Source organism: Micromonospora sp. DT178 (genome assembly GCF_049841695.1).
In the GTDB taxonomy this organism is placed as follows: Bacteria; Actinomycetota; Actinomycetes; order Mycobacteriales; family Micromonosporaceae; genus Micromonospora.
Window position 1 is genome coordinate 188,272 of the sequence record NZ_JBNCKV010000009.1, and the last position, 23,869, is coordinate 212,140.

Annotated in this window: 17 protein-coding genes; 4 read left to right on the forward strand and 13 right to left on the reverse strand. The window is 74.0% G+C overall.

The features are described from left to right. Nucleotides 1–10 precede the first annotated feature (10 nt). From ACLQ22_RS18785 to ACLQ22_RS18795, 3 genes are read right to left on the reverse strand one after another with little or no spacing between them, the layout of a single operon-like run. Nucleotides 11–655: an acetyltransferase gene (locus ACLQ22_RS18785; RefSeq protein WP_425693454.1), complete on the reverse strand. Its 645-nt coding sequence runs from the start codon at nucleotides 653–655 to the stop codon at nucleotides 11–13. After that, nucleotides 652–1,800 carry a DegT/DnrJ/EryC1/StrS family aminotransferase gene (locus ACLQ22_RS18790; protein WP_425693455.1) on the reverse strand — a complete coding sequence of 383 codons (1,149 nt, stop codon included), beginning with the start codon at nucleotides 1,798–1,800 and terminating at the stop codon, nucleotides 652–654. The genes ACLQ22_RS18785 and ACLQ22_RS18790 overlap by 4 nt, the downstream gene beginning before the upstream one ends. Continuing rightward, entirely contained in the window at nucleotides 1,797–2,492 is a 696-nt protein-coding gene (locus ACLQ22_RS18795; RefSeq protein WP_425693456.1) for a sugar transferase, read from the reverse strand. Before ACLQ22_RS18795 ends, ACLQ22_RS18790 begins: the two co-directional genes overlap by 4 nt. A gap of 224 nt (nucleotides 2,493–2,716) precedes the next feature. On the opposite strand from ACLQ22_RS18795, the gene ACLQ22_RS18800 reads away from it, so the two are divergent. Then, on the forward strand, nucleotides 2,717–3,676 hold the full coding sequence (locus ACLQ22_RS18800) for a DUF389 domain-containing protein (protein ID WP_425693457.1): 960 nt from the start codon (nucleotides 2,717–2,719) through the stop codon (nucleotides 3,674–3,676). Between the two features lie 78 nt (nucleotides 3,677–3,754). Here ACLQ22_RS18800 and ACLQ22_RS18805 read toward each other — a convergent pair whose 3' ends face one another. Further along, entirely contained in the window at nucleotides 3,755–4,189 is a 435-nt protein-coding gene (locus ACLQ22_RS18805) for a hypothetical protein (RefSeq protein WP_425693458.1), read from the reverse strand. A 454-nt stretch (nucleotides 4,190–4,643) separates the two neighbouring features. After that, nucleotides 4,644–7,160, reverse strand: coding sequence for a Tex family protein (locus ACLQ22_RS18810; protein ID WP_425693459.1), 2,517 nt, complete (start codon nucleotides 7,158–7,160; stop codon nucleotides 4,644–4,646). A 135-nt stretch (nucleotides 7,161–7,295) separates the two neighbouring features. Between ACLQ22_RS18810 and ACLQ22_RS18815 the strand changes: the two genes are divergently transcribed. After that, nucleotides 7,296–8,807 carry a deoxyguanosinetriphosphate triphosphohydrolase family protein gene (locus ACLQ22_RS18815; RefSeq protein ID WP_425693460.1) on the forward strand — a complete coding sequence of 504 codons (1,512 nt, stop codon included), beginning with the start codon at nucleotides 7,296–7,298 and terminating at the stop codon, nucleotides 8,805–8,807. A gap of 27 nt (nucleotides 8,808–8,834) precedes the next feature. On the opposite strand, the gene ACLQ22_RS18820 is transcribed toward ACLQ22_RS18815, so the two are convergent. From ACLQ22_RS18820 to ACLQ22_RS18850, 7 genes are all read right to left on the reverse strand, one after another. Continuing rightward, the gene (locus ACLQ22_RS18820; protein ID WP_425693461.1) at nucleotides 8,835–9,980 is read right to left on the reverse strand and encodes an MBL fold metallo-hydrolase; all 1,146 of its coding nucleotides are present in this window, start codon (nucleotides 9,978–9,980) and stop codon (nucleotides 8,835–8,837) included. Nucleotides 9,981–10,087: 107 nt separating this feature from the next. Then, nucleotides 10,088–11,089 (reverse strand): serine hydrolase, encoded by a 1,002-nt coding sequence (locus tag ACLQ22_RS18825; RefSeq protein ID WP_425693462.1) that lies wholly within the window; start codon nucleotides 11,087–11,089, stop codon nucleotides 10,088–10,090. 86 nt (nucleotides 11,090–11,175) lie between these two features. Beyond that, a complete protein-coding gene (locus ACLQ22_RS18830; RefSeq protein WP_425693463.1) occupies nucleotides 11,176–12,120 on the reverse strand; it encodes an SDR family NAD(P)-dependent oxidoreductase in 945 nt (314 codons plus the stop codon). Further along, nucleotides 12,117–13,301: a zinc-dependent alcohol dehydrogenase gene (locus ACLQ22_RS18835; protein ID WP_425693464.1), complete on the reverse strand. Its 1,185-nt coding sequence runs from the start codon at nucleotides 13,299–13,301 to the stop codon at nucleotides 12,117–12,119. The genes ACLQ22_RS18830 and ACLQ22_RS18835 overlap by 4 nt, the downstream gene beginning before the upstream one ends. A gap of 666 nt (nucleotides 13,302–13,967) precedes the next feature. Then, the gene (locus tag ACLQ22_RS18840) at nucleotides 13,968–14,732 is read right to left on the reverse strand and encodes a succinate dehydrogenase/fumarate reductase iron-sulfur subunit (RefSeq protein ID WP_121395570.1); all 765 of its coding nucleotides are present in this window, start codon (nucleotides 14,730–14,732) and stop codon (nucleotides 13,968–13,970) included. Further along, nucleotides 14,729–16,666: a fumarate reductase/succinate dehydrogenase flavoprotein subunit gene (locus tag ACLQ22_RS18845; protein WP_425693465.1), complete on the reverse strand. Its 1,938-nt coding sequence runs from the start codon at nucleotides 16,664–16,666 to the stop codon at nucleotides 14,729–14,731. The genes ACLQ22_RS18840 and ACLQ22_RS18845 overlap by 4 nt, the downstream gene beginning before the upstream one ends. Nucleotide 16,667: 1 nt before the next feature. Beyond that, entirely contained in the window at nucleotides 16,668–17,357 is a 690-nt protein-coding gene (locus ACLQ22_RS18850; protein ID WP_425693466.1) for a succinate dehydrogenase cytochrome b subunit, read from the reverse strand. 77 nt (nucleotides 17,358–17,434) lie between these two features. Between ACLQ22_RS18850 and ACLQ22_RS18855 the strand changes: the two genes are divergently transcribed. Together ACLQ22_RS18855 and ACLQ22_RS18860 are read left to right on the forward strand one after the other, a co-directional pair. Continuing rightward, nucleotides 17,435–18,364, forward strand: coding sequence for a LysR family transcriptional regulator (locus ACLQ22_RS18855; RefSeq protein WP_425693467.1), 930 nt, complete (start codon nucleotides 17,435–17,437; stop codon nucleotides 18,362–18,364). 85 nt (nucleotides 18,365–18,449) lie between these two features. Beyond that, the gene (locus ACLQ22_RS18860; RefSeq protein ID WP_425693468.1) at nucleotides 18,450–19,802 is read left to right on the forward strand and encodes an FAD-dependent oxidoreductase; all 1,353 of its coding nucleotides are present in this window, start codon (nucleotides 18,450–18,452) and stop codon (nucleotides 19,800–19,802) included. A gap of 19 nt (nucleotides 19,803–19,821) precedes the next feature. Here the strand turns inward: ACLQ22_RS18860 and hrpA are convergent, their stop codons facing one another. Beyond that, on the reverse strand, nucleotides 19,822–23,856 hold the full coding sequence (gene hrpA / locus ACLQ22_RS18865) for an ATP-dependent RNA helicase HrpA (RefSeq protein ID WP_425693469.1): 4,035 nt from the start codon (nucleotides 23,854–23,856) through the stop codon (nucleotides 19,822–19,824). Between the last annotated feature and the right edge of the window lie 13 nt (nucleotides 23,857–23,869).

Here is a 23,869-nt window from a genome sequence, read left to right on the forward strand (position 1 = left end):
GCCCGTCGGTTCAACGGGCGGGCACGCCCTTGACGACGACGCCGTCCGGCACGTCGCGGACGACGCAGGCGCCCGCACCGACGGTGCTGTCCCGGCCCACCCGCAGGCCCTGCAACACGGCCGCCGTCGTGCCGACGAGCACCCCCTCCGCCAGGTGGCAGTCGCCGGAGACGGCGGCCAGCGGGTTGACCGACACGAAGTCGGCGAGCGCGCAGTCGTGCCCGACCGTGGCGTTCTGGTTGAGGTGCACGTGCCGGCCGAGCGTGACGTTGGTGGTGACCCGGGCCCCGGCGAAGGCGACGAAGCCCGGTCCGTGCACCGTGTCCGGCCCGATCGTCGCCGCCGGATGCACGAGGCTCGCCGCCGGCGTGCCGTACGCGTCGACCCGGGCGGCGACCGCCCGCCGGACGCGCGGGTCGCCGATGCCGATGACGTGGTGCGCGTCCTGCGGCGCGTCACGCAGCCAGGCGACGCCGCCGAGGTAGGGCACGTCGAGCCGCTGCACCCGCTTCAGGTTCTCCTCGGAGGGCCGGTCGTCGACGAACCCGAGCAGGCGCCAGCGCGGCCGGCCGGCGGCGGCGTCCATCGCTTGGGCGATCGTGAGGACCTCCCGGCCGTGCCCGCCGCAGCCGACGACCACCAGCGGGATCGTCACGCCGTCGACGCTCCCGTACGGGCTGCCAGGAACTCGTCGACGGCGGCGAGGACGAGGCCGACCTGCCGCTCGTTCAGCGCGCTGCCGCTGGGCAGGGCCAGCCCGTCGGCGAACAGCCGCTCGGCCACCCCGGTGACGAGGCACTCGGCGTCGGCGTACGCCGGTTGCAGGTGCATCGGCTTCCAGACCGGGCGGGTCTCGATGTCCCGCCCGGCCAGGTGGGCGGCCAGGTCGGCGGCCCGCCAGCCGGCCCGCTCCGGGTCGACCGCGATGGTGGTCAGCCAGCAGTTGGAGCCGGGGTCCTCCACACCGAGCAGCCGCACACCCGGGATCGGGGCGAAGAGCTTGGCGTACTGGTCGCGCAGGTGCCGGCGCCGGGCGATCATCCCGTCCAGCCGGACGAGCTGGGCGCGGCCCAGCGCGGCGAGCAGGTTGCTCAGCCGGTAGTTGTAGCCCGTCTCGCGGTGCTCGTAGTGCGGCGTCGGCTCGCGGGCCTGGGTCGACAGGAACCGGGCCCGGGCCAGCAGGGCCGTGTCGTCGGAGACGAGCATCCCGCCGCCCGAGGTGGTCATGATCTTGTTGCCGTTGAAGGAGAGGATGCCCACCTGCCCGAAGGAGCCGGCGGGCCGGCCGTGGTGGGTCGCGCCGAGGGCCTCCGCGGCGTCCTCGACGACCGGTACGCCCGCCGCCGCGCAGACCGGGGCCAGCGCGGTGTGGTCGGCGCAGCTGCCGAAGAGGTCGACGGGGACGACCGCGCCGACGCGCTGTCCCCGGAGGACGAGTGCCCGGATCAGCTCGTCCACGAGGGCCACGTCGACGTTCCCGGAGTGCGGGTCGCAGTCCACGAAGACCGGCCGCGCGCCGGCGTAGCGGACCGCGTTCGCGGTCGCCACGAACGTCAGCGTCGGCACGATGACGGCGTCGCCGGGCCCGACTCCCACCCCCAGCAGGGCCAGGTGCAGCGCGGCCGTGCCGGAACTCACGGCGACGGCGCCGCGGGTGCCCACCCGCGTGGCGACCTCGCGCTCGAACGCGTCGAGGTCCGGACCGACGGGCGCGACCCAGCCGGACCGCAGGGCCGCGACGACGTACGACTCCTCCAGCGGCCCGACGTCGGGCGGGGACAGGTGGATGGTCCCGCTCATCGGCGACCTCCGGCGGGGACGGTCAGGGAGGCGTCCGGTCCCGGTGCGGCGGGGACCAGCGGGGGCGTGCCGAGGAACTCGGGCGCGGTGGCCGAGCCCGCCGCGGAGATCCCCTCGCGCCGCAGCACGGTGCGGACGGTCGCGGCGAGGATCGACAGGTCCAGCCGCAGGCTGCGGTGGTCGACGTACCAGACGTCCAGGTCCAGCTTCTCCTCCCAGCCCAGGCTGTTGCGGCCGCGCACCTGGGCCAGCCCGGTGACGCCCGGCCGGACCTCGTGCCGGCGGGCCTGGGTGGGGGAGTAGCGCGGCAGGTACTCGGTGAGCAGGGGGCGGGGACCGACCAGGCTCATGTCGCCGCGCAGCACGTTCCACAGCGTCGGCAGCTCGTCCAGGCTGGTGGAGCGCAGGAACCGCCCCAGCGGCGTCAGCCGGTCCCCGTCGCGCACCCGTCCCCGCAGCGGATCCGGCGGGAGCATGGTGCGGAACTTGACCAGCTCGAACACCCGGCCGTGCCGTCCCGCGCGGGGCTGCCGGAACAGCACCGGCCGGCCGAGTCCCGCCGCCACCAGCACCGCCACGACGAGGACCAGTGGCGCGGTCAGTACCAGCAGCACCACGGCCGCCAGCACGTCGATCGCCCGCTTGAGGGCCTCCGGTCGGGGCCGCTCCGCGAGGCTTCCCGGCGTGTCCACGGAACCAGGCAAGGCTTCGACCTCCAGGCAGAGTCGGGCACCATACGACAATCACGTTCTAACAGGGATGAACATGCCGGCGGTGCGAAATCGCCACACTCGACGCCGATCCCGACAGGTCAACCGCGCAACGGCCTGTCAGGACGCGGCCCGGCACCGAAGACGTGGCACCTCGGCCCGCCCGCAGTAGAGTGCTCGACGGTTCATGACGCGGGGGAGAGTCGGTGCTGCATCTGAGGGTCATCACGCCGAGCGACCAGTCCTCCGCCGTGGCGGACCTGCTGGCCGCCGATCCCGGGGTGACCCACCTGGCGGTGCTCCCGGGCGCCGCCCGTCAACCGGCGGGCGACCTCATCCTCTGCGACGTGGTCCGGGAGAGCGCCGACAGCGTGCTGCACGCGCTACGGCAGCTCGGCGTGGAGGAGCGCGGCGCCATCTCGGCCGACGACGTCGAGCTGTCCATCTCCGCGGCGGCCGTCCGGGCGGCCGAGAAGGCGCCGGGCAGCGGGGCGGACGCGGTGGTCTGGGACGAGATCGCCGCCAAGACCGGCGAGCAGACCGAACTCTCCGCCACGTACCTCGTGCTGCTCACCGTCGCCACCATGCTCGCCGGCGTCGGCGTCCTGCTCGACCAGCCGATCCTCATCGTCGGCGCGATGGTGGTCGGCCCCGAGTTCGGCCCCCTGGCGGCGCTCTGCGTCGCGCTGCTGCGCCGCAACCCGACGGTCATCGGCCGGTCGGTGCAGGCCCTGGTGGTCGGCTTCCTCGCCGCGATGGTGGTCACCGTTCTCAGCACCTGGGGCCTGGACGCGGTGGGGCTGGTCGAACGCGGGATGCTGGAGTCCGAACGCCCGTTGACCGACTTCATCTGGCGGCCCGACGCGCTGTCCTGGGTGGTCGGCCTGCTGGCAGGAGTCGCCGGCATGCTCTCCCTGACCTCGAAGAAGTCCGGCAGCCTGGTCGGCGTGCTGATCTCGGTGACCACCGTGCCGGCCGCCGCGAACGCGGCCGTCGCCGTGGCTTACGGCGTCTGGCACGAGGCGTCCGGCTCGGCGCTCCAACTGGTGATCAACCTCTGCGCGATCCTGCTCGCCGGCCTGGCCACCCTGCTGGTGCAGCAGACGTGGTGGAGGCACCTGGGCCGGCGGCGCCGGCTCCGCCGGCCGGGCGGCGTCACCCGCTGAGCCGCCCGGGCCGCCTGGCCCCCGCGCGCCCAGCCCGGAGCGCCTGCCCCGCGCGCTGCTCCGAACGCCGCGCCCCACTCAGGGCGTCGCGCCGCCCGTCTCCAACCGGCGCTCCAGCAGCGTGCGCAGCGGGATCGACTCGCCGTCGCGACCGCCCGCGCCCACCACGAGCGGCGGCGGGCTGGGCTGCGGCTCGGCCCCGAGCAGCAGGGCGCGCGGGCCGCCCGCCACGGTCAGCAGGTGGAAGCGGCCGTCGACGTCGACGGCCCGGGTGCGGGCCCGGTCGACGTACCAGCCGCGCAGCCTCGTCCGGTAGCTCCCGCGCCCGTCGAGCCCCCGGGCCGTGAGCCGTTCCGTGGGCAGCCCGCGCCGGGTCGCCTCGGCGACGAACCAGGCGACCAGCTCCGCCGCCTCCGCGTGCTCGGCCGCCCGCCGGCGCTCGTCGGCCGCCGCGTGCGCCCGCACCGCCCGCCGCTGCCGCTCCCGCCACTCCAGGCCGTCGCCCACATCCACGACCGCGACGGTACGCCCCGCCGTCCGCCACCGGAAAGCACCAGCGCGAGCCACCCAGGCTGGTCCGGTCGGTCGACAAGCGCGCACCGCCGGGCGCTGGTGGCCGGTGAGCCGGTCGGCGGGCCGCGCCGGCCGCCGACGTCGTGATCGTCCTGGGCACCGCCGGCCCGGCTCGTTCGCGCCGGGCAGCCAGGGAGGTTCGCACGACGCTGTCGAGCTGAGTCGTTTGCGACATCAGGCGAGTTGCCTGAATCGTCGTCCGAATCGTCTACGACATCAGCTCGACAGCGTCGTGCGTGCGTCCCGTGCCGCTCCGGCCGGGTGGCCCGGAACCCGGCGGCCGGGCTTCGCCGTGCGCCCCTCCGGCCCGCCGGCGAACGGTGGCTCCCACCCGATCACGCGGGGCGGGCGGGAGCGTCGCCGAGCGTGAGCCCGCCGGCACGGAGCGACCGCGTCAGGCGAGTCCGGCCCGGCGCAGCGCGTCCGCCATGGCGTCGTTCGCCGGCGCGGGCCCCGCTCCGCCACGGCCCTGCCGTTGCGCCCCGCCCCGCCCGCCCTGCCCGGACTGACCAGCCTGCCCGCCCTGACCGCCGCGTCCGCCGCCACCCTGACCGCCGCGTCCGCCGCCCTGAGCGCCCTGGGCGCCCCGGTCACCGCGTCCGCCGCCCTGGCCGGGCTGGCCGCCCTGACCGCCCCGGGAGGCGCCCCGGTCGCCGCGCGGTCCGCCCTGCCCGCCACGTTCGCGGCGTCCGCCGTCCGGGCCGCCGCGCCCGGCGCCCGCCTCCGCGTCGTCCTCCAGCCGGAGGGTGAGCGAGATCCGCTTGCGGGGCACGTCGACGTCGAGCACCTTGACCCGGACCACGTCGCCGGACTTGACCACCTCGCGCGGGTCCTTCACGAACGTCCGGGACATCGCCGAGACGTGCACCAGCCCGTCCTGGTGCACGCCGACGTCCACGAACGCGCCGAACGCGGCCACGTTGGTCACCACGCCCTCCAGCACCATGCCGGGCACCAGGTCGCCGATCTTCTCCACCCCCTCGACGAAGGTGGCGGTGCGGAACTCCGGCCGCGGGTCACGGCCCGGCTTCTCCAGCTCGGCGAGGATGTCGGTGACGGTGGGCAGGCCGAAGGTGTCGTCGACGAAGTCGGTGGCCCGCAGCCCTCGCAGGATGGCGCTCCTGCCGATCAGCGACCGCAGGTCCTGCCCGGTGCTGGACAGGATCCGACGGACCACCGGGTACGCCTCCGGGTGCACGCTGGAGGAGTCCAGCGGGTCGTCGCCGCCGGGGATGCGCAGGAAGCCCGCGCACTGCTCGAAGGCCTTCGGCCCGAGCCGGGCGACCTTCTTCAGCTCCGATCGGGTGCGGAACGGACCGTTCGCGTCGCGGTGCAGCACGATGTTCTCCGCCAGCCCGGCGCCGATGCCCGAGACCCGGGTCAGCAGCGGCGCGGAGGCGGTGTTGACGTCGACGCCGACCCCGTTGACGCAGTCCTCGACCACCGCGTCCAGCGACCGGGAGAGCTTCACCTCCGACAGGTCGTGCTGGTACTGGCCGACCCCGATCGAGCGCGGGTCGATCTTGACCAGCTCGGCGAGCGGGTCCTGCAGCCGGCGGGCGATGGAGACCGCGCCGCGCAGCGAGACGTCCAGCCCGGGCAGCTCCTGGGAGGCGTACGCGGAGGCGGAGTAGACCGACGCGCCGGCCTCGGAGACCACCACCTTGGTCAGGTTGAGCTGCGGGTACCGCTTGATCAGCTCGCCGGCGAGCTTGTCGGTCTCCCGGCTGGCGGTGCCGTTGCCGATGGCGACGAGCTCGACGCCGTGCGCCCCGGCCAGCCGGGCGAGGGTCTCGATCGAGGCGTCCCACTGCCGGCGCGGCTCGTGCGGGTAGATCGTGTCGGTGGCGACCACCTTGCCGGTGGCGTCCACCACGGCGACCTTCACGCCGGTACGTAGGCCCGGGTCCAGCCCCATCGTGGGCCGGCTGCCCGCCGGGGCGGCGAGCAGCAGGTCCCGCAGGTTGGTGGCGAAGACCCGTACCGCCTCCTCCTCGGCCGCCTGCCACAGGCGCATCCGCAGGTCCGCCCCGAGGTGGATGAGGATCCGGGTGCGCCAGGCCCAGCGCACCGTGTCGGCCAGCCACCGGTCCGCCGGCCGGCCCTTGTCGGTGATGCCGAACCGCCCGGCGATCGCCGCCTCGTAGCGGCTCGGCCCGGTCGGCACCGCGTCGGCCTCGCCGGCCTCCTCGGGCTCCATGGTCAGGTCGAGCACGCCCTCCTTCTCGCCCCGGAACATGGCCAGGATCCGGTGCGAGGGCAGCTTCGGGTACGGCTCGGCGAAGTCGAAGTAGTCGGCGAACTTCGCGCCGGCCGCCTCCTGCCCGTCGCGTACCCGCGAGACCAGCCGGCCCCGCGACCACATCTGCTCGCGCAGCGTGCCGATCAGGTCGGCGTCCTCGGCGAAGCGCTCGATGAGGATCGCGCGGGCGCCCTCCAGGGCGGCGGCGGCATCGGCCACGCCCTTCTCCGCGTCGACGTAGCCGGCGGCGCTCTGGCGCGGGTCCTGGCCCGGGTCGGTCAGCAGCGACTCGGCGAGCGGCTCCAGCCCGGCCTCGCGGGCGATCTGCGCCCGGGTCCGGCGCTTGGGCTTGTACGGCAGGTAGATGTCCTCCAGGCGGGACTTCGAGTCGGCCGCCATGATCTGTGCTTCCAGGGCCTCGTCGAGCTTGCCCTGACCACGGATCGACTCCAGCACCGCCGCGCGTCGCTCGTCCAGCTCGCGCAGGTAGCGCAGCCGCTCCTCCAGGGTGCGCAGCTGGGTGTCGTCGAGCAGGCCGGTGGCCTCCTTGCGGTAGCGGGCGATGAACGGCACGGTCGCGCCGCCGTCGAGCAGCTCCACGGCCGCCCGTACCTGACGCTCGGCGACGCCGAGTTCCTCGGCGATCCGCTGATGAACAGAGAGGGTCACGATCTCGATCCGCCTTCGGTGTGGGTTCCGCTGTGCATTGTGCCGGCCCGGACCGACGGCCGTCGCCGCCCCCGGCCCGGCGAGCCGGCGGCGACCCGTCGGCGCTCCGGCCCGCGCTGCGCTAGCGTGGCGATCATGGAACCTCCCGTGGACCCGCGCGCCCGGCGGCTCTTCGGCGGCAGCGCCCGGGCGCTCGGCGACCTCGCCGCCAGCCCGTTCCGGGCCGACCGCGACCGCATCGTGGCCTCGCCGTTCTTCGCCCGGCTCAACGGCGTGACCCAGGTGGTCAGCCCCGGCGGCTCCGGTCTGCTCGTGCACAACCGGCTGACCCACAGCCTCAAGGTGGCGCAGGTGGCGCGAGCCATCGCCGAGCGGCTGACCGCCGACGGCCGGCACCGCGACCTGCTGGAGAAGCTGGGCGGCTGCGACCCGGACGTGGTGGAGGCCGCCGCGCTCGCGCACGACCTCGGCCACCCGCCGTTCGGGCACCTGGGGGAGCGGGTGCTGGACCGGCTGGCCCGGCAGCGGCTCGGGCTGACCGACGGCTTCGAGGGCAACGCCCAGTCGTACCGCATCGTCACCAGCACCGAGATCCGCGGCGCGGCGACCACCGGCCTGGACCTCACGGCGGCGGTGCGGGCGGCGCTGCTGAAGTACCCGTGGACGCGGCTGGACCATCCCGACCCGCACCCCCGGCTGATGGACCCGCCGCCGCGCGGCGCCACCCCGCCGCCGGACGACCCCGGCAGCGGCTCGTCGAAGTTCGGGGCGTACCGGACCGAGGTCGACGACCTGCGGCAGGCCCGGGAGCCGTTCGTGGGCCGGATCCCGGACTGGCAGCAGACCGCCGAGGCGTCGGTGATGGACACGGCCGACGACGTCGCGTACGCGATCCACGACGTGGAGGACTTCTACCGGGTCGGGGTGCTCCAGCAGGGCGCGGTGGCCGCCGAGCTGATGGCCTGGCAGCGCGAGAGCGGGCACTTCCGGGCCATCACCGACGCGGCCCTGGCCGCCGCCGCCCGCCGGCCCGGCTCGGCGATCGAGCGGCTGCGCCGGCAACTGCACCGCAAGGACGCCTGGATCGCCGACGACGAGGCGTTCGCCGCCGCCGTCGAGCACGTCCGCGAGGAACTGGTGGAGGGTCTGCTCGCCATGCCCTTCGACGGCTCCATCGAGGCGGAGCAGTACGTGGCCCGGTTCTCCGCCCGGTGGACGACCCGCTTCGTCGACGCGATCACCGTGGTCGAGCAGCCGGCGGTCCGCTCCGGCCACGTGCTGCTCGCCCCGGCGCAGTGGCACGAGGTGCAGGTGCTCAAGTTCGTCCACCACCGGTTCGTGCTGGCCCGGCCGGACCTGGCCCTGCACCAGCGCGGGCAGGCCCGGCTGCTGGGCACCCTGGTGGAGGCGCTGCTGGAGTGGCTGCTCGACCCCGAGGAGGAGTCCCGGCTGCCGCGCCGCCTGCACGACCTGGTGGAGCTGGCCGAGGCGGAGCTGCACCCGCGTACGCCGGACCGGATCGGCAAGGCCCGCGGGCGGGCGATCGTCGACTTCGTCGCCCAGCTCACCGACGGTCAGGCGGTCGCCATGCTGGACGCCCTGTCGGGCCGCTCCGGGGCGCTCTGGACCGACGCCTTCGTCCTCTGAGGGCCCGTCAGGCGACGGGAGGGCCCGTCAGGCGACGGCCTGCCACCAGCCGTCGACGGCGGGCGGGTCGTCCACCACCACCCGCTCCCCGGGGCGGGGCACGGCGAGGCGCACGTCCCGCGCCTTCGCCTCGGCCCAGATCCGGTCCACCGGCTCGGACCAGTCGTGCAGGGCGAGGTTGAACGTCGCCCAGTGCACCGGTACGAGCAGCCCGCCGCGCAGGTCGAGGTGGGCGGCGACGGCCTCCTCGGGGAACATGTGGATGCTCGGCCAGGCCCGGTCGTACGCCCCGATCTGCATCAGCGTGACGTCGAACGGCCCGTGCCGCTCGCCGATCTCCGCGTAGCCGTCGAAGTAGCCGGAGTCGCCGGTGTAGAAGACCTTCCGGTGCGCGCCGGCGACCACCCAGGAACTCCAGAGCGTGCCGTCGCGGCGCAGCCCCCGGCCGGAGAAGTGCTGCGCGGCGGTGGCGGTGATCTCCAGCCCCGCCACCCGGTGGCTCTCCGCCCAGTCCAGCTCGACGATCCGCTCCGCCGGTACGCCCCAGCGGTCCAGGTGCGCGCCCACCCCGAGCGGCACCAGGAACGGCGCCGACTGCAGGGCAGCCAGCGCCTGGACGGTCGCCATGTCGAGGTGGTCGTAGTGGTCGTGCGAGATGAGGATCGCGTCGACCGGGGGCAGTTCGTCGAGGCGGACCGGCGGCTCGTGCAGGCGGCGCGGGCCGACCAGGGCCGACGGCGAGCACCGCTCGCTCCAGACCGGGTCGAGCAGCACCCGGCGGCCCTCGATCTCGATCAGCGCGGAGGCGTGGCCGTACCAGACGACGCTCAGCTCCCGCCCGACGTCGGTGGCCGGGGCGGCGCCCGGACGCGCCAGCGGCACGGCGGCGCCCGGCCGGCGCTTCTGCTTGCCGAAGATCAGCTCACGGACCAGGTTGCGGTCGGGGACGCCGGCCATCGAGCGGGTGCCGCCCGGATTGTGGAAGGTGCCGTCGCGGAACCGGGGTGAGCGGGCGGCCCGCTCCGCGCGGGCGCCGGTGAGCCGGCCGCCGAGCGCCGCCGGCACGTCCCGGGCCACCCACGCGAGCCCGGCCAGCGCGGCCAGCCCGGCCGCGCCGCGTAGCCGCCGCCCGAGTGCCCGGTCGAGTCCCGCGCGTTCCGGTGGTGCGCCCATCGTCGTCCCTCCGCCGTGTCCCGTCGTACACGGTAGCCCGGCCACCAGGGGACCGGCGGGAGGTCGGCGGGCCCGCCGGGACGGCGGGCCCGCACCTCGTGGGCGGCTCAGCCGCCGTTGCTGGGCCGCTGGGCGGCCGGCCGGTGGGTGACGCCGGTGCCGGTGAGGCGGTCCACCGAGGCCAGGAAGCGCCGGCCCATCCGGGCGCGGGCCTCGACGGCGGGGTGCGTCGCGCCGTAGTCGTCCGGATCGGCCTGCCCGTCGGCGAAGAGGGCGTACGTCAGCACGGGTGCGCCGGCCGTGTCGAAGATCACCCCGGCCTCGTGCCGGGCGTCGGCGAACCAGCCGGCCTTCGTGGCGACCCGGGCCCGGTCGGTCGAGGACATGACCCGCCGGATCCCGTCGGTGTACGCGACGGGGGCGCGCAGCAGCCGGAGCACGAACGCCGTGCCGGCCGGCGAGAGCAGCGTGCCGGCCACCAGCGCGCGCAACAGGTCGTGGGTCTCCCGGGGGGTGCTGGTGCCGAGGAAGAACCGGTTGGGGTTGGCGACCGGCTGCACCTGCGTGTTCGGGAAGCCCTTGCCACGCAGGATCTCGTTCAGCTCGGCGGCCGGGCAGACCAGGCCGCACAGCCGCACCGCCGTGTCGTCGGAGACGGTCAGCAGGTTGGCCAGCACGTGGCCGAGCGTCACGAAGCTCGGGTACGCCCCGTCGAGGCTGAACATGCCGTCCCCGCCGGGCACCACGATCGCGGCGGTCACCTCGACCCGCTGGTCGAGCGTCAGCAGCCCCCGGTCGACCTTGTCGAGCACCGCCACGGCCACCGCGATCTTGTTGACGCTGTATGCCTCGATGCGCCGGTCCGGCTCGTCGGAGACCGCCACCACCGGGGCGCCGGCCGGGTCGGCGACGCTGACGTACGCCTGCCAGTTGCCGCCCGCTGCCACCGTCTCCCGCTCGTAGATCGCGGCCACCCGGCGGGCGGCCTGCCGGGGCGTCGCCGGAGCCGGCTCGGCGACCTCGGGGGCGGCGGACGCCGGCGCGGCGGCGCCGAACACCGTTCCCGCCGTGGCCACCGTGCCCAGTCCCAGCGCGGTCCTGCGGTTCACCCGGATAGTCAATCGTCTCTCCCGTCGTGGTGGGCCGGCCCACCACCCTAGGCGAAACGATCGACGCCGGTGATCCCGCGCGGAGTTCACGGCAGCCGACGCCGGACGGCCGCCACGACCGGGCCGGGCAGTTCCCCGACGGCCCGGGCCACCCGCCCGAGGTCGGGCAGCCAGCCGCCGCGCACCGACGCGGCGGCCGGGTCCGGCGCGAACACCGTGCCGTCGTGCGGCGCGACCGGCCGGTCGGTCAGCCCGAGCAGCCGCATCAACGGCCCGACGAGGGCGTCGTAGACGCCCGGCAGCAGGGTGAAGCCGACCCGCATGACCACGTTGACCCGGCCCACCGACACCTCCCGGCGGGGCCGGTCGGCGCAGTCCACGATGGCCCGCGCCACCCGCTCGGGGGTGGTGATCGGCGGCGGGGGCCGGCCGGTCCGGCCGAGGTAGTTCGCGGCCCGCTGGTAGACCGGGGTGTCCACACTGCCCGGGTTGACGATGCAGACGTGCACCCCCGGGGCATCCCGGGTCTCCTGCTGCAACGCGCGGGTCAGCCCCTGCAGCCCCCACTTGCTCGCCACGTAGCCGCTCATGTACGGCGCGGTGATGTGGCCCAGCACCGACCCCGTGAGGATCAGCGTTCCTCCGCCGTCGGCCCGGAAGCGGGGCAGCGCCACCCGGGCGACCGCGGCGGCGGCGAGCAGGTCGGTGCGTACCACCTGCTCGAAGACCCGCTCCGGGGTCTCCTCGAACCGGCCGTACGCCATCACCGCCGCCGTGTGCACCCAGACGTCGATGCCGCCGAACCGGTCGAGGGCCGCGTCGGCGAGCGCCGCCAGCGCGCCCTCGGCGGTGACGTCGGTGGGCACCTCGAGCACCTGCGCGCCCGCGGCCCGGCACTCGTCGCGGACCGCGGCGAGGGTGACGGGGGAGCGGGCGGCGAGCACGAGCCGGTCCCCGCGTTCGGCGAAGGCCCAGGCCGTCGCCCGACCGATCCCGCTGGTCGCGCCGGTCACGACCACCGTCCGGGTCACGGTGCCAGCACGACCTTGACGCAGCCGTCCTCCTTCTTCTGGAACATCTCGTACGCCTGCGGCGCCTCCGACAGCGGCACCCGGTGGGTTCGCAGGTCCGCCACGCCCAGCGGGTCGTCGTCCCCGGAGAGCAGCGGGATGATCTCGTCGGTCCACCGGCGCACGTGGCACTGCCCCATCCGCAGCTGGATGCCCCGGTCGAACATCTCCATCAGGGGCATCGGGTCGACCTCGCCGCCGTAGACGCCGGAGATGGAGACCGTGCCGCCCCGGCGGACGGCCTTGAGCGCGGCCTTGAGCACGACCAGCCGGTCGACGCCCGCCCTGTCGGTCATGGTCTGGGCGAGCTTGTCGGGCAGCAGCCCGGCGGCGGTCTGGGCGAGCTTGCCGAGGGGTGCGCCGTGGGCCTCCATGCCTACCGCGTCGATGACGGCGTCGGGGCCGCGCCCGTCGACGAGGTCGATCAGCGCGCCGGGCACGTCGTCCAGCTGGCTGACGTCGAGCACCTCGATGCCGTGCCGGCGGGCCATCGCCAGCCGCTCCGGCACCAGGTCCAGCCCGATGACCCGGTCCGCGCCGAGGTGCCGGCCGATGCGGGCGCAGAACTGGCCGACCGGCCCGAGCCCGAAGACGGCGAGGGTGCCGCCGCGCGGGGTGTCGGCGTACTTCACCGCCTGCCAGGCGGTCGGCAGGATGTCGGACAGGTAGAGCCAGCGCTCGTCGGGCCCGGTGTCGGGCACCTTGATCGGGCCGAACTGGGCGTGCGGCACCCGCAGGTACTCCGCCTGCCCACCGGGCACCGAGCCGTAGAGCGAGGTGTAGCCGAACAGCGCGGCGCCCTTGCCCTCGGCGGTGACCTGGGTGGTCTCGCACTGCGCGTACAGCTGCCGGTCGCACATCCAGCAGGAGCCGCAGGAGATGTTGAACGGCACCACCACCCGGTCGCCCGGCTTGAGCCGGGTCACCCCCGGGCCCACCTCCTCGACGATGCCCATCGGCTCGTGGCCGAGGACGTCGCCGGGCTTCAGGTACGGCCCGAGCACCTCGTACAGGTGCAGGTCGGAGCCGCAGATCGCGGTCGAGGTGATCCGGACGACGGCGTCCGTGGGCTCCTCGATGCGCGGATCGGGCACCTCCTCCACCCGTACGTCCCGCTTGCCCTGCCAGGTCAGCGCCTTCATGTCCCGTCGTCCCTCCTGTGCCGGCTCCCAGGAGTGCTACCCGCGCGTGCCGACTTGAACCGGCCGCCACCGGAAGACCGGCCCGGCCGTCACCCCTCCGCCCGGCCCGGCCGTTCCCTGATCCGTCCGGCCCGCTGGGCCTGTGGTTTTGGTTCCGCCCGGGTAAGCCGGGTGGATCGCATGGACGCTGTCGAGCTGCCCCGTGCGGTGGGGCAGCCCGTGCGGTGGGGGTGGGCAGGCGGTGCGGTGGGGCTGGCGGTGCGTCCGTCGCCGAGCTGCCCGGCGTACCGGCGGTCGCATGGCCGGGCGGGGTGGGCGGTCGTGTCGCCGAGCTGCTCGGCGTGCCGGCGGTCGTCGGGCGGGTGGGTGGTCGCGTTGCCGGGCGGGCGGGTGGACGGTTGGGTGGATGGGCGGTTGGGTGGATGGGCGGTTGGGCGGTTGGGCTGGATGGGCGATTGGGGTGGATGGGCGGTCCCATGGACGGGGCAGCTCGACAGGGACCGTCGAGGGGTCCCGACCCGCCACGCCCGCGGCGGTGGAACCGACAGGCCCGACCACCGGCCGACGGGTCCCGTACCGGAAAGCGGGCGGGCCGCCGCACCGCAGGGGTGTGGCGGCCCGTCCGGTCCGGTCGTCAGGAACCGGTGTCCTGGGAAACCGGTGTCGTCAGGAACCGGGGGTGTTGTCGCCCCGCTTCGAGGTGGCCATCAGGAAGTCGCGGTTGAGTCGGCCGATGGTGTTCAGCGGGATGCCCTTCGGGCAGACCACGGTGCACTCACCGGCGTTGGTGCAGCCGCCGAAGCCGGCCTCGTCGTGTGCGTCGACCATGCCGATCACCCGGGTGTAGCGCTCCGGCTGGCCCTGCGGCAGCAGCGAGAGCTGAGTGACCTTCGCGGCGGTGAAGAGCATGGCGGAGCCGTTCGGGCAGGCCGCCACGCAGGCGCCGCAGCCGATGCACTCCGCCGCCTCGAAGGCGGCGTCCGCGTTGGCCTTGGCGACCGGGGTCGAGTGCGCCTCGGGGGCGCTGCCGGTCGGCGCGGTGATGTAGCCGCCGGCCGCGATGATCTTGTCGAAGGCGCCCCGGTTGACCACCAGGTCCTTGATGACCGGGAAGGCGCGGGCCCGCCACGGCTCGATGTCGATCGTGTCGCCGTCGGAGAACTGCCGCATGTGCAGCTGGCAGGCGGTGGTGCCGCGCTGCGGCCCGTGCGCGTCGCCGTTGATCATCAGGCCGCACATGCCGCAGATGCCCTCGCGGCAGTCGTGGTCGAACGCCACCGGCTCCTCGCCGGCGAGGATCAGCCGCTCGTTGAGTACGTCGAGCATCTCCAGGAAGGACATGTCCGGGGAGACGTCGTCGACCTTGTAGGTCACCATCCGACCCTTGTCCTCGGGGCCGGACTGGCGCCAGATGCGCAGGGTCAGGTTCACTTGTAGCTCCGCTGCGTGGGGTGGACGTATTCGAAGTTCAGGTCTTCCTTGTGCAGCACCGCCGGCTCGCCGGTGGCGGTGAACTCCCAGGCCGCCACGTACGCGAAGCGGTCGTCGTCGCGCTCCGCCTCGCCGTCGGGCGTCTGGTGCTCGGCCCGGAAGTGGCCGCCGCAGGACTCCTCGCGGTGCAGGGCGTCGATGCACATCAGCTCCGCCAGCTCGAAGAAGTCGGCCACCCGGCCGGCCTTCTCCAGCGACTGGTTGAGCCCCTCGCCGTTGCCCGGCACCCGGACCCGCTGCCAGAACTGCTCGCGCAGGGCGCGGATCTCGTCGATCGCCTTGCGCAGCCCGGCCTCGCTGCGCTCCATGCCGCAGTGCTCCCACATGATCTGGCCCAGCTCGCGGTGGAACGAGTCGACGGTCCGGTCGCCGTTGACGGTCAGCAGCCGCTGGATCCGGTCCTCGACGTCGGCGCGGGCCTGCACGGCCGCCGGGTGCGCGGCGTCGACCTTCTCGAACGGGCCGGACGCCAGGTAGTGGGCGATGGTGTTCGGCAGCACGAAGTAGCCGTCGGCCAGGCCCTGCATCAGCGCCGACGCGCCGAGCCGGTTCGCGCCGTGGTCGGAGAAGTTCGCCTCGCCGATCACGAACAGACCCGGGATGGACGACTGGAGGTCGTAGTCGACCCAGAGGCCGCCCATCGTGTAGTGCACGGCGGGGTAGATCCGCATCGGCACCTCGTACGGGTCCTCGCCGGTGATCCGCTCGTACATCTCGAAGAGGTTGCCGTACTTGGCCTCGATGGCCTTGCGGCCCAGCCGGTTGATCGCGTCGGCGAAGTCCAGGTAGACGCCGAGCCCCGTCTGGCCGACGCCGCGCCCCTCGTCGCAGACGTTCTTGGCGGCGCGGGAGGCGATGTCGCGGGGGACCAGGTTGCCGAAGGAGGGGTAGATCCGCTCCAGGTAGTAGTCCCGCTCGTCCTCGGGGATGTCCTTCGGGCTGCGGGCGTCGCCCTTGGCCTTGGGCACCCAGACCCGGCCGTCGTTGCGCAGCGACTCGCTCATCAGGGTCAGCTTCGACTGGTGGTCGCCGGAGACCGGGATGCAGGTCGGGTGGATCTGCGTGTAGCAGGGGTTGGCGAAGTACGCGCCCTTGCGGTGGGCCCGCCAGGTGGCGGTGACGTTGCAGCCCTTGGCGTTGGTGGAGAGGTAGAAGACGTTGCCGTAGCCGCCGGAGGCGAGCACGACCGCGTCCGCGAACTCGGTGGTGATCTCGCCGGTGACCATGTCCCGGACCACGATGCCGCGGGCCTTGCCGTCGACGACGATCAGCTCCAGCATCTCGTGCCGGGCGTTCATCTCCACGTTGCCGAGGCCGATCTGCCGCTCCAGCGCCTGGTACGCGCCGAGCAGCAGCTGCTGGCCCGTCTGGCCCCGGGCGTAGAAGGTGCGCTGCACCTGCGCGCCGCCGAAGGAGCGGGTGTCCAGCAGGCCGCCGTACTCGCGGGCGAACGGGACGCCCTGGGCGACGCACTGGTCGATGATGTTGACCGAGACCTCGGCCAGCCGGTGCACGTTCGACTCCCGGGAGCGGAAGTCGCCGCCCTTGACGGTGTCGTAGAAGAGCCGGTGCACCGAGTCGCCGTCGTTGCGGTAGTTCTTGGCGGCGTTGATGCCGCCCTGCGCGGCGATGGAGTGCGCCCGGCGCGGGCTGTCCTGGTAGCAGTAGGACCTGACCCGGTAGCCCTGCTCGGCGAGCGTGGCGGCGGCCGAGCCGCCGGCCAGGCCGGTGCCGACCACGATCACGGTCATCTTGCGGCGGTTGGCCGGGTTGACCAGCTTGGCCTCGAAGCGGCGGCGTTCCCAGCGGGTCTCGATGGGGCCGTCGGGAGCCTTGGTGTCGGCGATCGGGTCGCCCTCGGTGTAGAGATCCATGTCAGGACACCAATCCGGTGAGTACGGCGAACGGGACCGCCAGGTAGCCGGCGCAGAGCACGACGGCGAAGCCCAGTGCCATGGCTCGGGCCCGCCGCTCGCCGCGCGGGCTCTGCTGGCCGAGGCTGCGCAGCGCGCTGAACAGGCCGTGCCGCAGGTGGAAGCCGAGGGTGACGACCGCCAGGGTGTAGAAGAGCGTGACGTACCAGCGCTCCGGGGCGAAGTCGGCCACCACGTTGGCGTACGGCCGGCTGGGGTCGCCGACGGGGTTCAGCGTGCCGGTGGTGAGGTCCAGGATGTGGTAGATCACGAAGAGCAGGATGATCACGCCGCCCCAGCGCATGGTGCGGGCCGCGTAGCTGCCCTGGACCTTCTTGCGGTGCGCGTACTGCACCGGGCGGGCGGCGCGGGCGCGCACGGCGAGGGCGGTCGCGGCCCAGATGTGGCCGAGCACCGACACCAGCAGCCCGATCCGCAGGATCCACAGGAACCACACGCCGGGCAGGATCGGGGCGCCGATCTCGCGCAGCCAGTGCGCGTAGTGGTCGAACGAGGTCGCCCCCGTGAAGATCTTCAGGTTGCCGAGCATGTGCGCGATCAGGAACAGCACCAGGATGATGCCCGTCACCGCCATGACGGCCTTCAGGCCGACGCTGGAGCGGATGGGCGACCGAGTTCTCGTGACTACCACGCGATCGACGCTAGGAGCACTTGATTCAGTCGTCCAATGCATCGACCTCGCAGTCTTGATAGCTATAGGCTATGTAGATGCAGCTCCATCAGCTGAAGTACTTCGTGGCGGTGGCGGAAGTACGACATTTCACCCAAGCCGCCGACATCGTCGGCATCACGCAGCCGTCCTTGAGTAAGCAAATTCACGCCCTGGAGGACGGTCTCGGCGCCCCGCTGTTCGAGCGGGTACGGGGCAACATCGCGCTCACCGCGGCCGGTGAGGTGCTGCTGCCGCTGGCCAAGCGGATCCTGGCCGACGTCGACACCGCGACCCGCGAGGTGCAGGAGCTGGTCGGTCTGCGCCGCGGCCGGGTCCGGCTCGGCGCCACCCCCAGCCTCGCCACCTCGCTCGCCCCGCCGGTGCTGCGCCGGTTCCGCGACGCCCACCCCACCATCGACCTGCGGGTGGAGGAGAGCGGCTCGCAGGACCTGGTCCGCGGGCTGCTCCGCGGCGACCTCGACCTGGCGCTGATCATCATGCCGGCCCAGGGCACCGACCCCGGGCTGCGCGCCGACCCCATCCTGCGGGAGAGCCTGGTGGTCGCCTCCGTCGAGGAGCTGTCGGTGGCCCCGGAGACCGGGCAGCTGCGCGTCACCGACCTGCGCGACCAGCCGATGGTGATGTTCCGGGAGGGCTACGACCTGCGCGACGCCACCATCCAGGCCTGCCGGGAGGCCGGCTTCGAGCCGACCATCGCCGTCGACGGCGGCGAGATGGACGCCGTGCTGAGCTTCGTCGAGGCCGGACTGGGCGTCGCGCTGGTCCCCGGCATCGTGGTGGCCCGGCGTCCCGGCGTGCGCGTCACCCGGCTGGCCCCGCCCGGCGTCCGGCGGACCATCGCGGTCGCCCGGCGCCGCGACGTGGTGCCGACCCACGCCGGGCGGGAGCTGCGCCGGATACTGCTGGACTACGTGCGCGACGCCACCGGAGACGGGGACCTGCCGCCGGGCGTCGAGCCGCTCTGAGGCCGCCGCCGCGCCGGCCCCGCGCCGGCAGGACTGCGCACGCCGGAAGACGACCGGCCCGCGCCGGCCTGCCTACGCTGCCGGCATGGCAACGGGCAGCGCCGTGGTGATCGGCGCCAGCATGGGCGGGCTGCTGACCGCCTGCGCGCTCACCGAGGCGTACGAGCGGGTCACCCTCGTGGACCGTGACCTGCTGCCCGAGCGGGCGGAGAGCCGTCGGGGCGTACCGCAGGGGCGGCAGTTGCACGTCCTGCTGACCCGGGGCCGGCAGGCGTTCGAGGAACTGCTGCCCGGGATCTCGGCGGAGCTGAGCGCGCGGGGCGTGCCCACGGTCGACCTGCACGAGCAGGTCCACTGGTACAACAACGGCCACCGGATGCGGCGCGCGCCGTCCCCGCTGTTCGCCCTCGGGGTCAGCCGGCCGCTGCTGGAGCAGGTCGTCCGGGAGCGGGTGGCCGCCCTGCCCGGGGTGCGGATCGTGGCGGGCTGCGAGGTGGAGGGGCTGACCACCACCCTCGACCGGGGACGGATCACCGGCGTGCGGCTGCGCCTGCGCGACGGGGACCCGACCACCGTCGCGGCCGACCTCGTCGTCGACGCCGGCGGCCGGGGCACCCGCAGCCCGGTGTGGCTGGCCGAGCTGGGCTACCGGCCCGCGCCGGAGGAGCGGGTCAAGGTCGGCGTCACCTACCTCACCCGCACCTACCGCCGGGAGCCGCACCACCTGGAGGGGCTGCTCGGCGCGCTCACCAACGCCGTGCCCGGCCAGCCCCGGGGCGGCATCGTCGCCGTGCAGGAGCAGGGCCGGTTCGCGGTGGCGCTCAGCGGCATGCTCGGCGAGGAACCGCCGGCCGACGACGAGGGCATGACCGCCTTCGCCGAGACCCTCGCCGCCCCGCAGATCGCCGACCTGCTGCGTACGGCGCAGCCGGAGAGCCCACCGGCGACGATGAAGTTCCCGGCCAGCGTGCGGCGGCGCTACGAGCGGCTGCGCCGCTTCCCGGCCGGCTACCTGGTGGTGGCCGACGCCGTGTGCAGCTTCAACCCGGTCTACGGGCAGGGCATGACGGTGGCCGCGCTGGAGGCCCTGCTGCTGCGCCGGCTGCTCCGGCGGCCGTCCGACCGGCTCGCCCGGCGGTTCTTCCGGGGCGCGGCCCGGCTCATCGACGGGCCGTGGTCCATCGCGGTCGGCACCGACCTGCGCTTCCCCGAGGTGCCCGGCCGGCGCTCGCCGCGGGTACGCCTGGTCAACGCGTACGTGGGCCGGCTGCACGCGGCGGCGACCCGGGATCCGGCGCTGGGCGCGGCGTTCCTGCGGGTGGTGAACCTCGTCGACCCGCCGACGCGGCTGCTCGCCCCGCCGGTGCTGTTCCGGGTGCTGCGCGGCTTCACGGCGTCGGCGCCCCTGCCGCGGCGGGCGCCGACGCGCGCCTCCTGACGCGGGTTGGCGGGTCGCCCTACCTGCCCTCGGCCTCGTCCATCGCCCGGTAGATCCGCTGCTCCGACACCGGGTACGGGGTGCCCAGCGCCTGGGCGAAGACGTTCACCCGCAGCTCCTCGATCATCCAGCGGATCTGCCGGACCGCCGCCGCCTGCCGGCGGCCCGGCGGCAGCGCGGCGAGCATCTCCTGGTACTCCTTCTGCACCACCGCGACCCGGTCCTGCTGCTGCTTGTCGCGCTGCGGGTTGCCCGGCAGCCGGTCCAGCCGCCGCTCGATCGCGGTGAGGTAGCGCAGCAGGTCGGGCAGGCGCGCGTACCCGGTCTCGGTGACGAACCCCTTGTGCACGAGACCGTTGAGCTGGGCCCGGATGTCGGCCAGCGCGGCCACCACCGCCAGGTTCCTCGTGGCGCCGAGCCGCTGCTCCACCGCGTACGCGGCGGCGAGCACCCGGCGGACGCGGTCCATCACCTCGACCACGACGTCGACCAGGTCGGCGCGGACCTTCTCCCGCAGGGCGGCGAAGCCCTCGGCGTCCCAGGCCGGGCCGCCCGCGTCGCCGATCAGCTTGTCGATGGCCGCCCCGGCCGCGTCGGAGATCAACTCCTGCACGCCGCCGTGCGGGTTGCGGCTCAGCGCCAGCTTCGCCTCGTTGCTGAGCCGCCCCTGGAGGAACTTCGCCGGTGACGGCACGGTCAGCCGCAGCAGCCGCCGCGTGCCCGCCCAGTGCGCGGCCTCCTGCTCGGCCGGCGAGTCGAAGACCTTCACCCCGACCGTGTCGCCCTCGTCGACCAGGGCCGGGTACGCGGTCACGGCGTAGCCGGCGCGGACCTGCTCGATGCTGCGCGGCAGCGTGCCGACGCTCCACTCGCGCAGCCCGGTGCGGGCCACGTCCGGCGCGGCGGCGGCCACGACCTGGCGTACCTCCGCCTTGAGCCGGCGTTGCAGGGCCGGCAGGTCCTTGCCCTCGGCGACCGGCTTGTTCTCCTCGTCGAGCACCCGGAAGCGGACCCGCAGGTGCGGCGGCAGCTTCTCCGGCTCCCACGCGTCGCGGGGCACGGTGACGCCCGTCATCCGGCGCAGTTGCCGGGTCAGCGCGTCCAGCAGCGGCTCCTCGCCGGCGGGCATCGCGGCCAGCGCCGCGCGGGCGAAGTCCGGCACCGGGACGAAGTTGCGGCGCACCGCCTTGGGCAGCGATCGGATCAGCGCGATCACCAGTTCCTCGCGCAGCCCGGGCACCTGCCAGTCGAAGCTCTCCGCCGGCACCTGGTTGAGCAGGGGCAGTGGGATGTCGACGGTCACGCCGTCGGTCGGCGTGCCCGGCTCGAACCGGTAGGTGAGCGGCAGGGTCACCCCGTCGGCGGACCACTCGTCGGGGTAGTCGGCCTCGTCCACGCCGGTTCGGCCGGCGTTGACCAGCAGCTCCCGGGTGAAGGTGAGCAGGTCGGGCTGCTCCCGGCGGGTCTTCTTCCACCAGGCGTCGAAGTGCCGGCCGGAGACCACGTCGGCCGGGACGCGGGCGTCGTAGAAGTCGAAGACGGTCTGGTCGTCGACGAGGATGTCGCGGCGCCGGGCCCGGTGTTCCAGCTCCTCGATCTCCGCCAGCAGCCGCTGGTTGTCGGCCCAGAACCGGTGGTGGGTCTGCCAGTCGCCCTCGACGAGGGCGTGCCGGATGAACAGCTCGCGGGACAGCGCCGGGTCGATCCGGCCGAAGTTGACCTTGCGCGAGGTGACCAGCGGGATGCCGTAGAGGGTCACCTTCTCGTAGGCCATCACGGCCGCCTGCTTCTTCTCCCAGTGCGGCTCGCTGTAGCTGCGCTTGACCAGGTGCGTCGCGAGGGGCTCGACCCACTCGGGCTCGACCCGGCCGGCGACCCGGCCCCAGAGCCGGGAGGTCTCCACCAGCTCGGCGGCCATCACCCAGCGCGGCGGCTTCTTGAACAGCGCCGAGCCGGGGAAGAGCGCGAACTTCGCGCCCCGGGCGCCCAGGTACTCGTGCTTCTGCGCGTCCTTGAGCCCGACGTGGGACAGCAGGCCGGGCAGCAGCGACTGGTGCACCTTCGGGGTGTCGATCTCCTCCGGCAGGTCCGCGCCGCCCCGGCGCCGGCCGCCGCCGTCGCCGTCGCGCGCCGGTCGCCCATCCTCGGGGGTACGCAGCACCTGGCGCAGTTGGCTGACGATGTCCTGCCACTCGCGTACCCGCAGGTAGTTGAGGTACTCGGCCTTGCACATCCGCCGGAACGCGCTGGAGGAGAGCTCGCGCTGCTGCTCGCGCAGGTGCCGCCACAGGTTGAGCAGCGTCACGAAGTCCGACTCGCGGTCGGTGAACCGGGCGTGCGCCTGGTCGGCCTGGGCCTGCTTCTCGGCGGGCCGCTCCCGGGGGTCCTGGATCGACAGCGCGGCGGCGATCACCATCACCTCGGTGGCGCAGCCGTTGCTCTCGCCCTCGACGACCATCCGGGCCAGCCGCGGGTCGACGGGGAGCTGGGCCAGCCGCCGGCCCAGCGGGGTGAGCCGCTTCGCCGGGTCGGCCTCGGCCGGGTCCAGCGCGCCGAGCTCGTGCAGCAGGTTGACGCCGTCGGCGACGTTGCGCCGGTCCGGCGGGTCGATGAACGGGAACGCGGCGATGTCGCCGAGCCCGATGGAGGTCATCTGGAGGATGACCGAGGCAAGGTTGGTGCGCAGGATCTCCGGGTCGGTGAACTCCGGGCGGGACAGGAAGTCCTGCTCGTCGTAGAGGCGGATGCAGATGCCGTCCGAGGTACGCCCGCAGCGCCCCTTGCGCTGGTTGGCCGACGCCTGCGACACCGGCTCGATGGGCAGCCGCTGCACCTTGAGCCGGCTGCTGTAGCGGGAGATGCGGGCCGTGCCCGGGTCCACCACGTACTTGATCCCGGGCACGGTGAGCGAGGTCTCCGCGACGTTGGTGGCGAGCACCACCCGGCGCCCGGCGTGCGGGGCGAAGACCCGGTGCTGCTCGGCGGTGGAGAGCCGGGCGTACAGCGGCAGGATCTCGGTGCCGCGTAGCGCCGGCTTCTTCTCCACCAACTTGCCCAGCGCGTCGGCGGTGTCGCGGATCTCCCGCTCGCCGCTGAGGAAGACCAGGATGTCGCCGGGGCCCTCGGCGGCCAGTTCCTCGACGGCGTCGCCGATGGCCTGGACCTGGTCGCGGACGTTCTCCTCGTCCTCCCCGTCGTCCTCGCCCTCGGCCACCTCGACCAGGGGGCGGTAGCGCACCTCGACCGGGTACGTCCGCCCGGAGACCTCGACCACCGGCGCCGGTACGCCCTCCGGCTCGTCGGCGGTGGGCGGCCCGGCGAAGTGCCGGGCGAACCGCTCGGTCTCGATGGTCGCCGAGGTGATGATCACCTTGAGGTCGGGCCGGCGGGGGAGGAGCTGCCGGAGGTAGCCGAGGATGAAGTCGATGTTGAGGCTGCGCTCGTGTGCCTCGTCGATGATCAGCGTGTCGTACTGGCGCAGCATCCGGTCGGTCTGCAACTCGGCGAGCAGGATGCCGTCGGTCATCAGCTTGACCAGGCTGCGGTCGCTCACCTGGTCGCTGAAGCGCACCTTGTAGCCGACCACGTCACCCAGCTCGGTGCCGAGTTCCTCGGCGATGCGGTCCGCCACCGTACGGGCGGCCAGCCGGCGCGGCTGGGTGTGCCCGATCAGCCCGGTGATCCCGCGCCCCAGCTCCAGGCAGATCTTCGGCAGCTGGGTGGTCTTGCCGGAGCCGGTCTCGCCGGCCACGATCACCACCTGGTGGTCGCGGATCGCGGCGGCGATGTCGTCCTTGCGTTCGCTGACCGGCAGCTGGGCCGGGTAGGTGACCACCGGCACGGCGGCGCGCCGGCCCTCCAGCACGGCCTCGGCCCGCGCCACGTCGGCGGCGATCTCGTCGAGCGCCGACTCCCGGCGCTGCGGATCGCGCAGCCGGCGTACCCCGTCCAGGCGTCGTTGCAGGCGGCGCTGGTCGCGGAACATCAGGGGACGGAGGCGGCGGTGCAGCTCGCGGACGGGGTCGGTCGCGGCGGGTGCGGCTGGATTCTGCATGTCGTCGCCAAGG

Coding starts and splice junctions, on each gene's coding strand:
- ACLQ22_RS18790 (WP_425693455.1), bottom strand. CDS start 1,800: ATGAGCGGGACCATCCACCTGTCCCCGCCCGACGTCGGGCCGCTGGAG.
- ACLQ22_RS18815 (WP_425693460.1), top strand. CDS start 7,296: ATGGAACCTCCCGTGGACCCGCGCGCCCGGCGGCTCTTCGGCGGCAGC.
- ACLQ22_RS18820 (WP_425693461.1), bottom strand. CDS start 9,980: ATGGGCGCACCACCGGAACGCGCGGGACTCGACCGGGCACTCGGGCGG.
- ACLQ22_RS18835 (WP_425693464.1), bottom strand. CDS start 13,301: ATGAAGGCGCTGACCTGGCAGGGCAAGCGGGACGTACGGGTGGAGGAG.
- ACLQ22_RS18845 (WP_425693465.1), bottom strand. CDS start 16,666: ATGGATCTCTACACCGAGGGCGACCCGATCGCCGACACCAAGGCTCCC.
- ACLQ22_RS18855 (WP_425693467.1), top strand. CDS start 17,435: ATGCAGCTCCATCAGCTGAAGTACTTCGTGGCGGTGGCGGAAGTACGA.
- ACLQ22_RS18860 (WP_425693468.1), top strand. CDS start 18,450: ATGGCAACGGGCAGCGCCGTGGTGATCGGCGCCAGCATGGGCGGGCTG.
- hrpA (WP_425693469.1), bottom strand. CDS start 23,856: ATGCAGAATCCAGCCGCACCCGCCGCGACCGACCCCGTCCGCGAGCTG.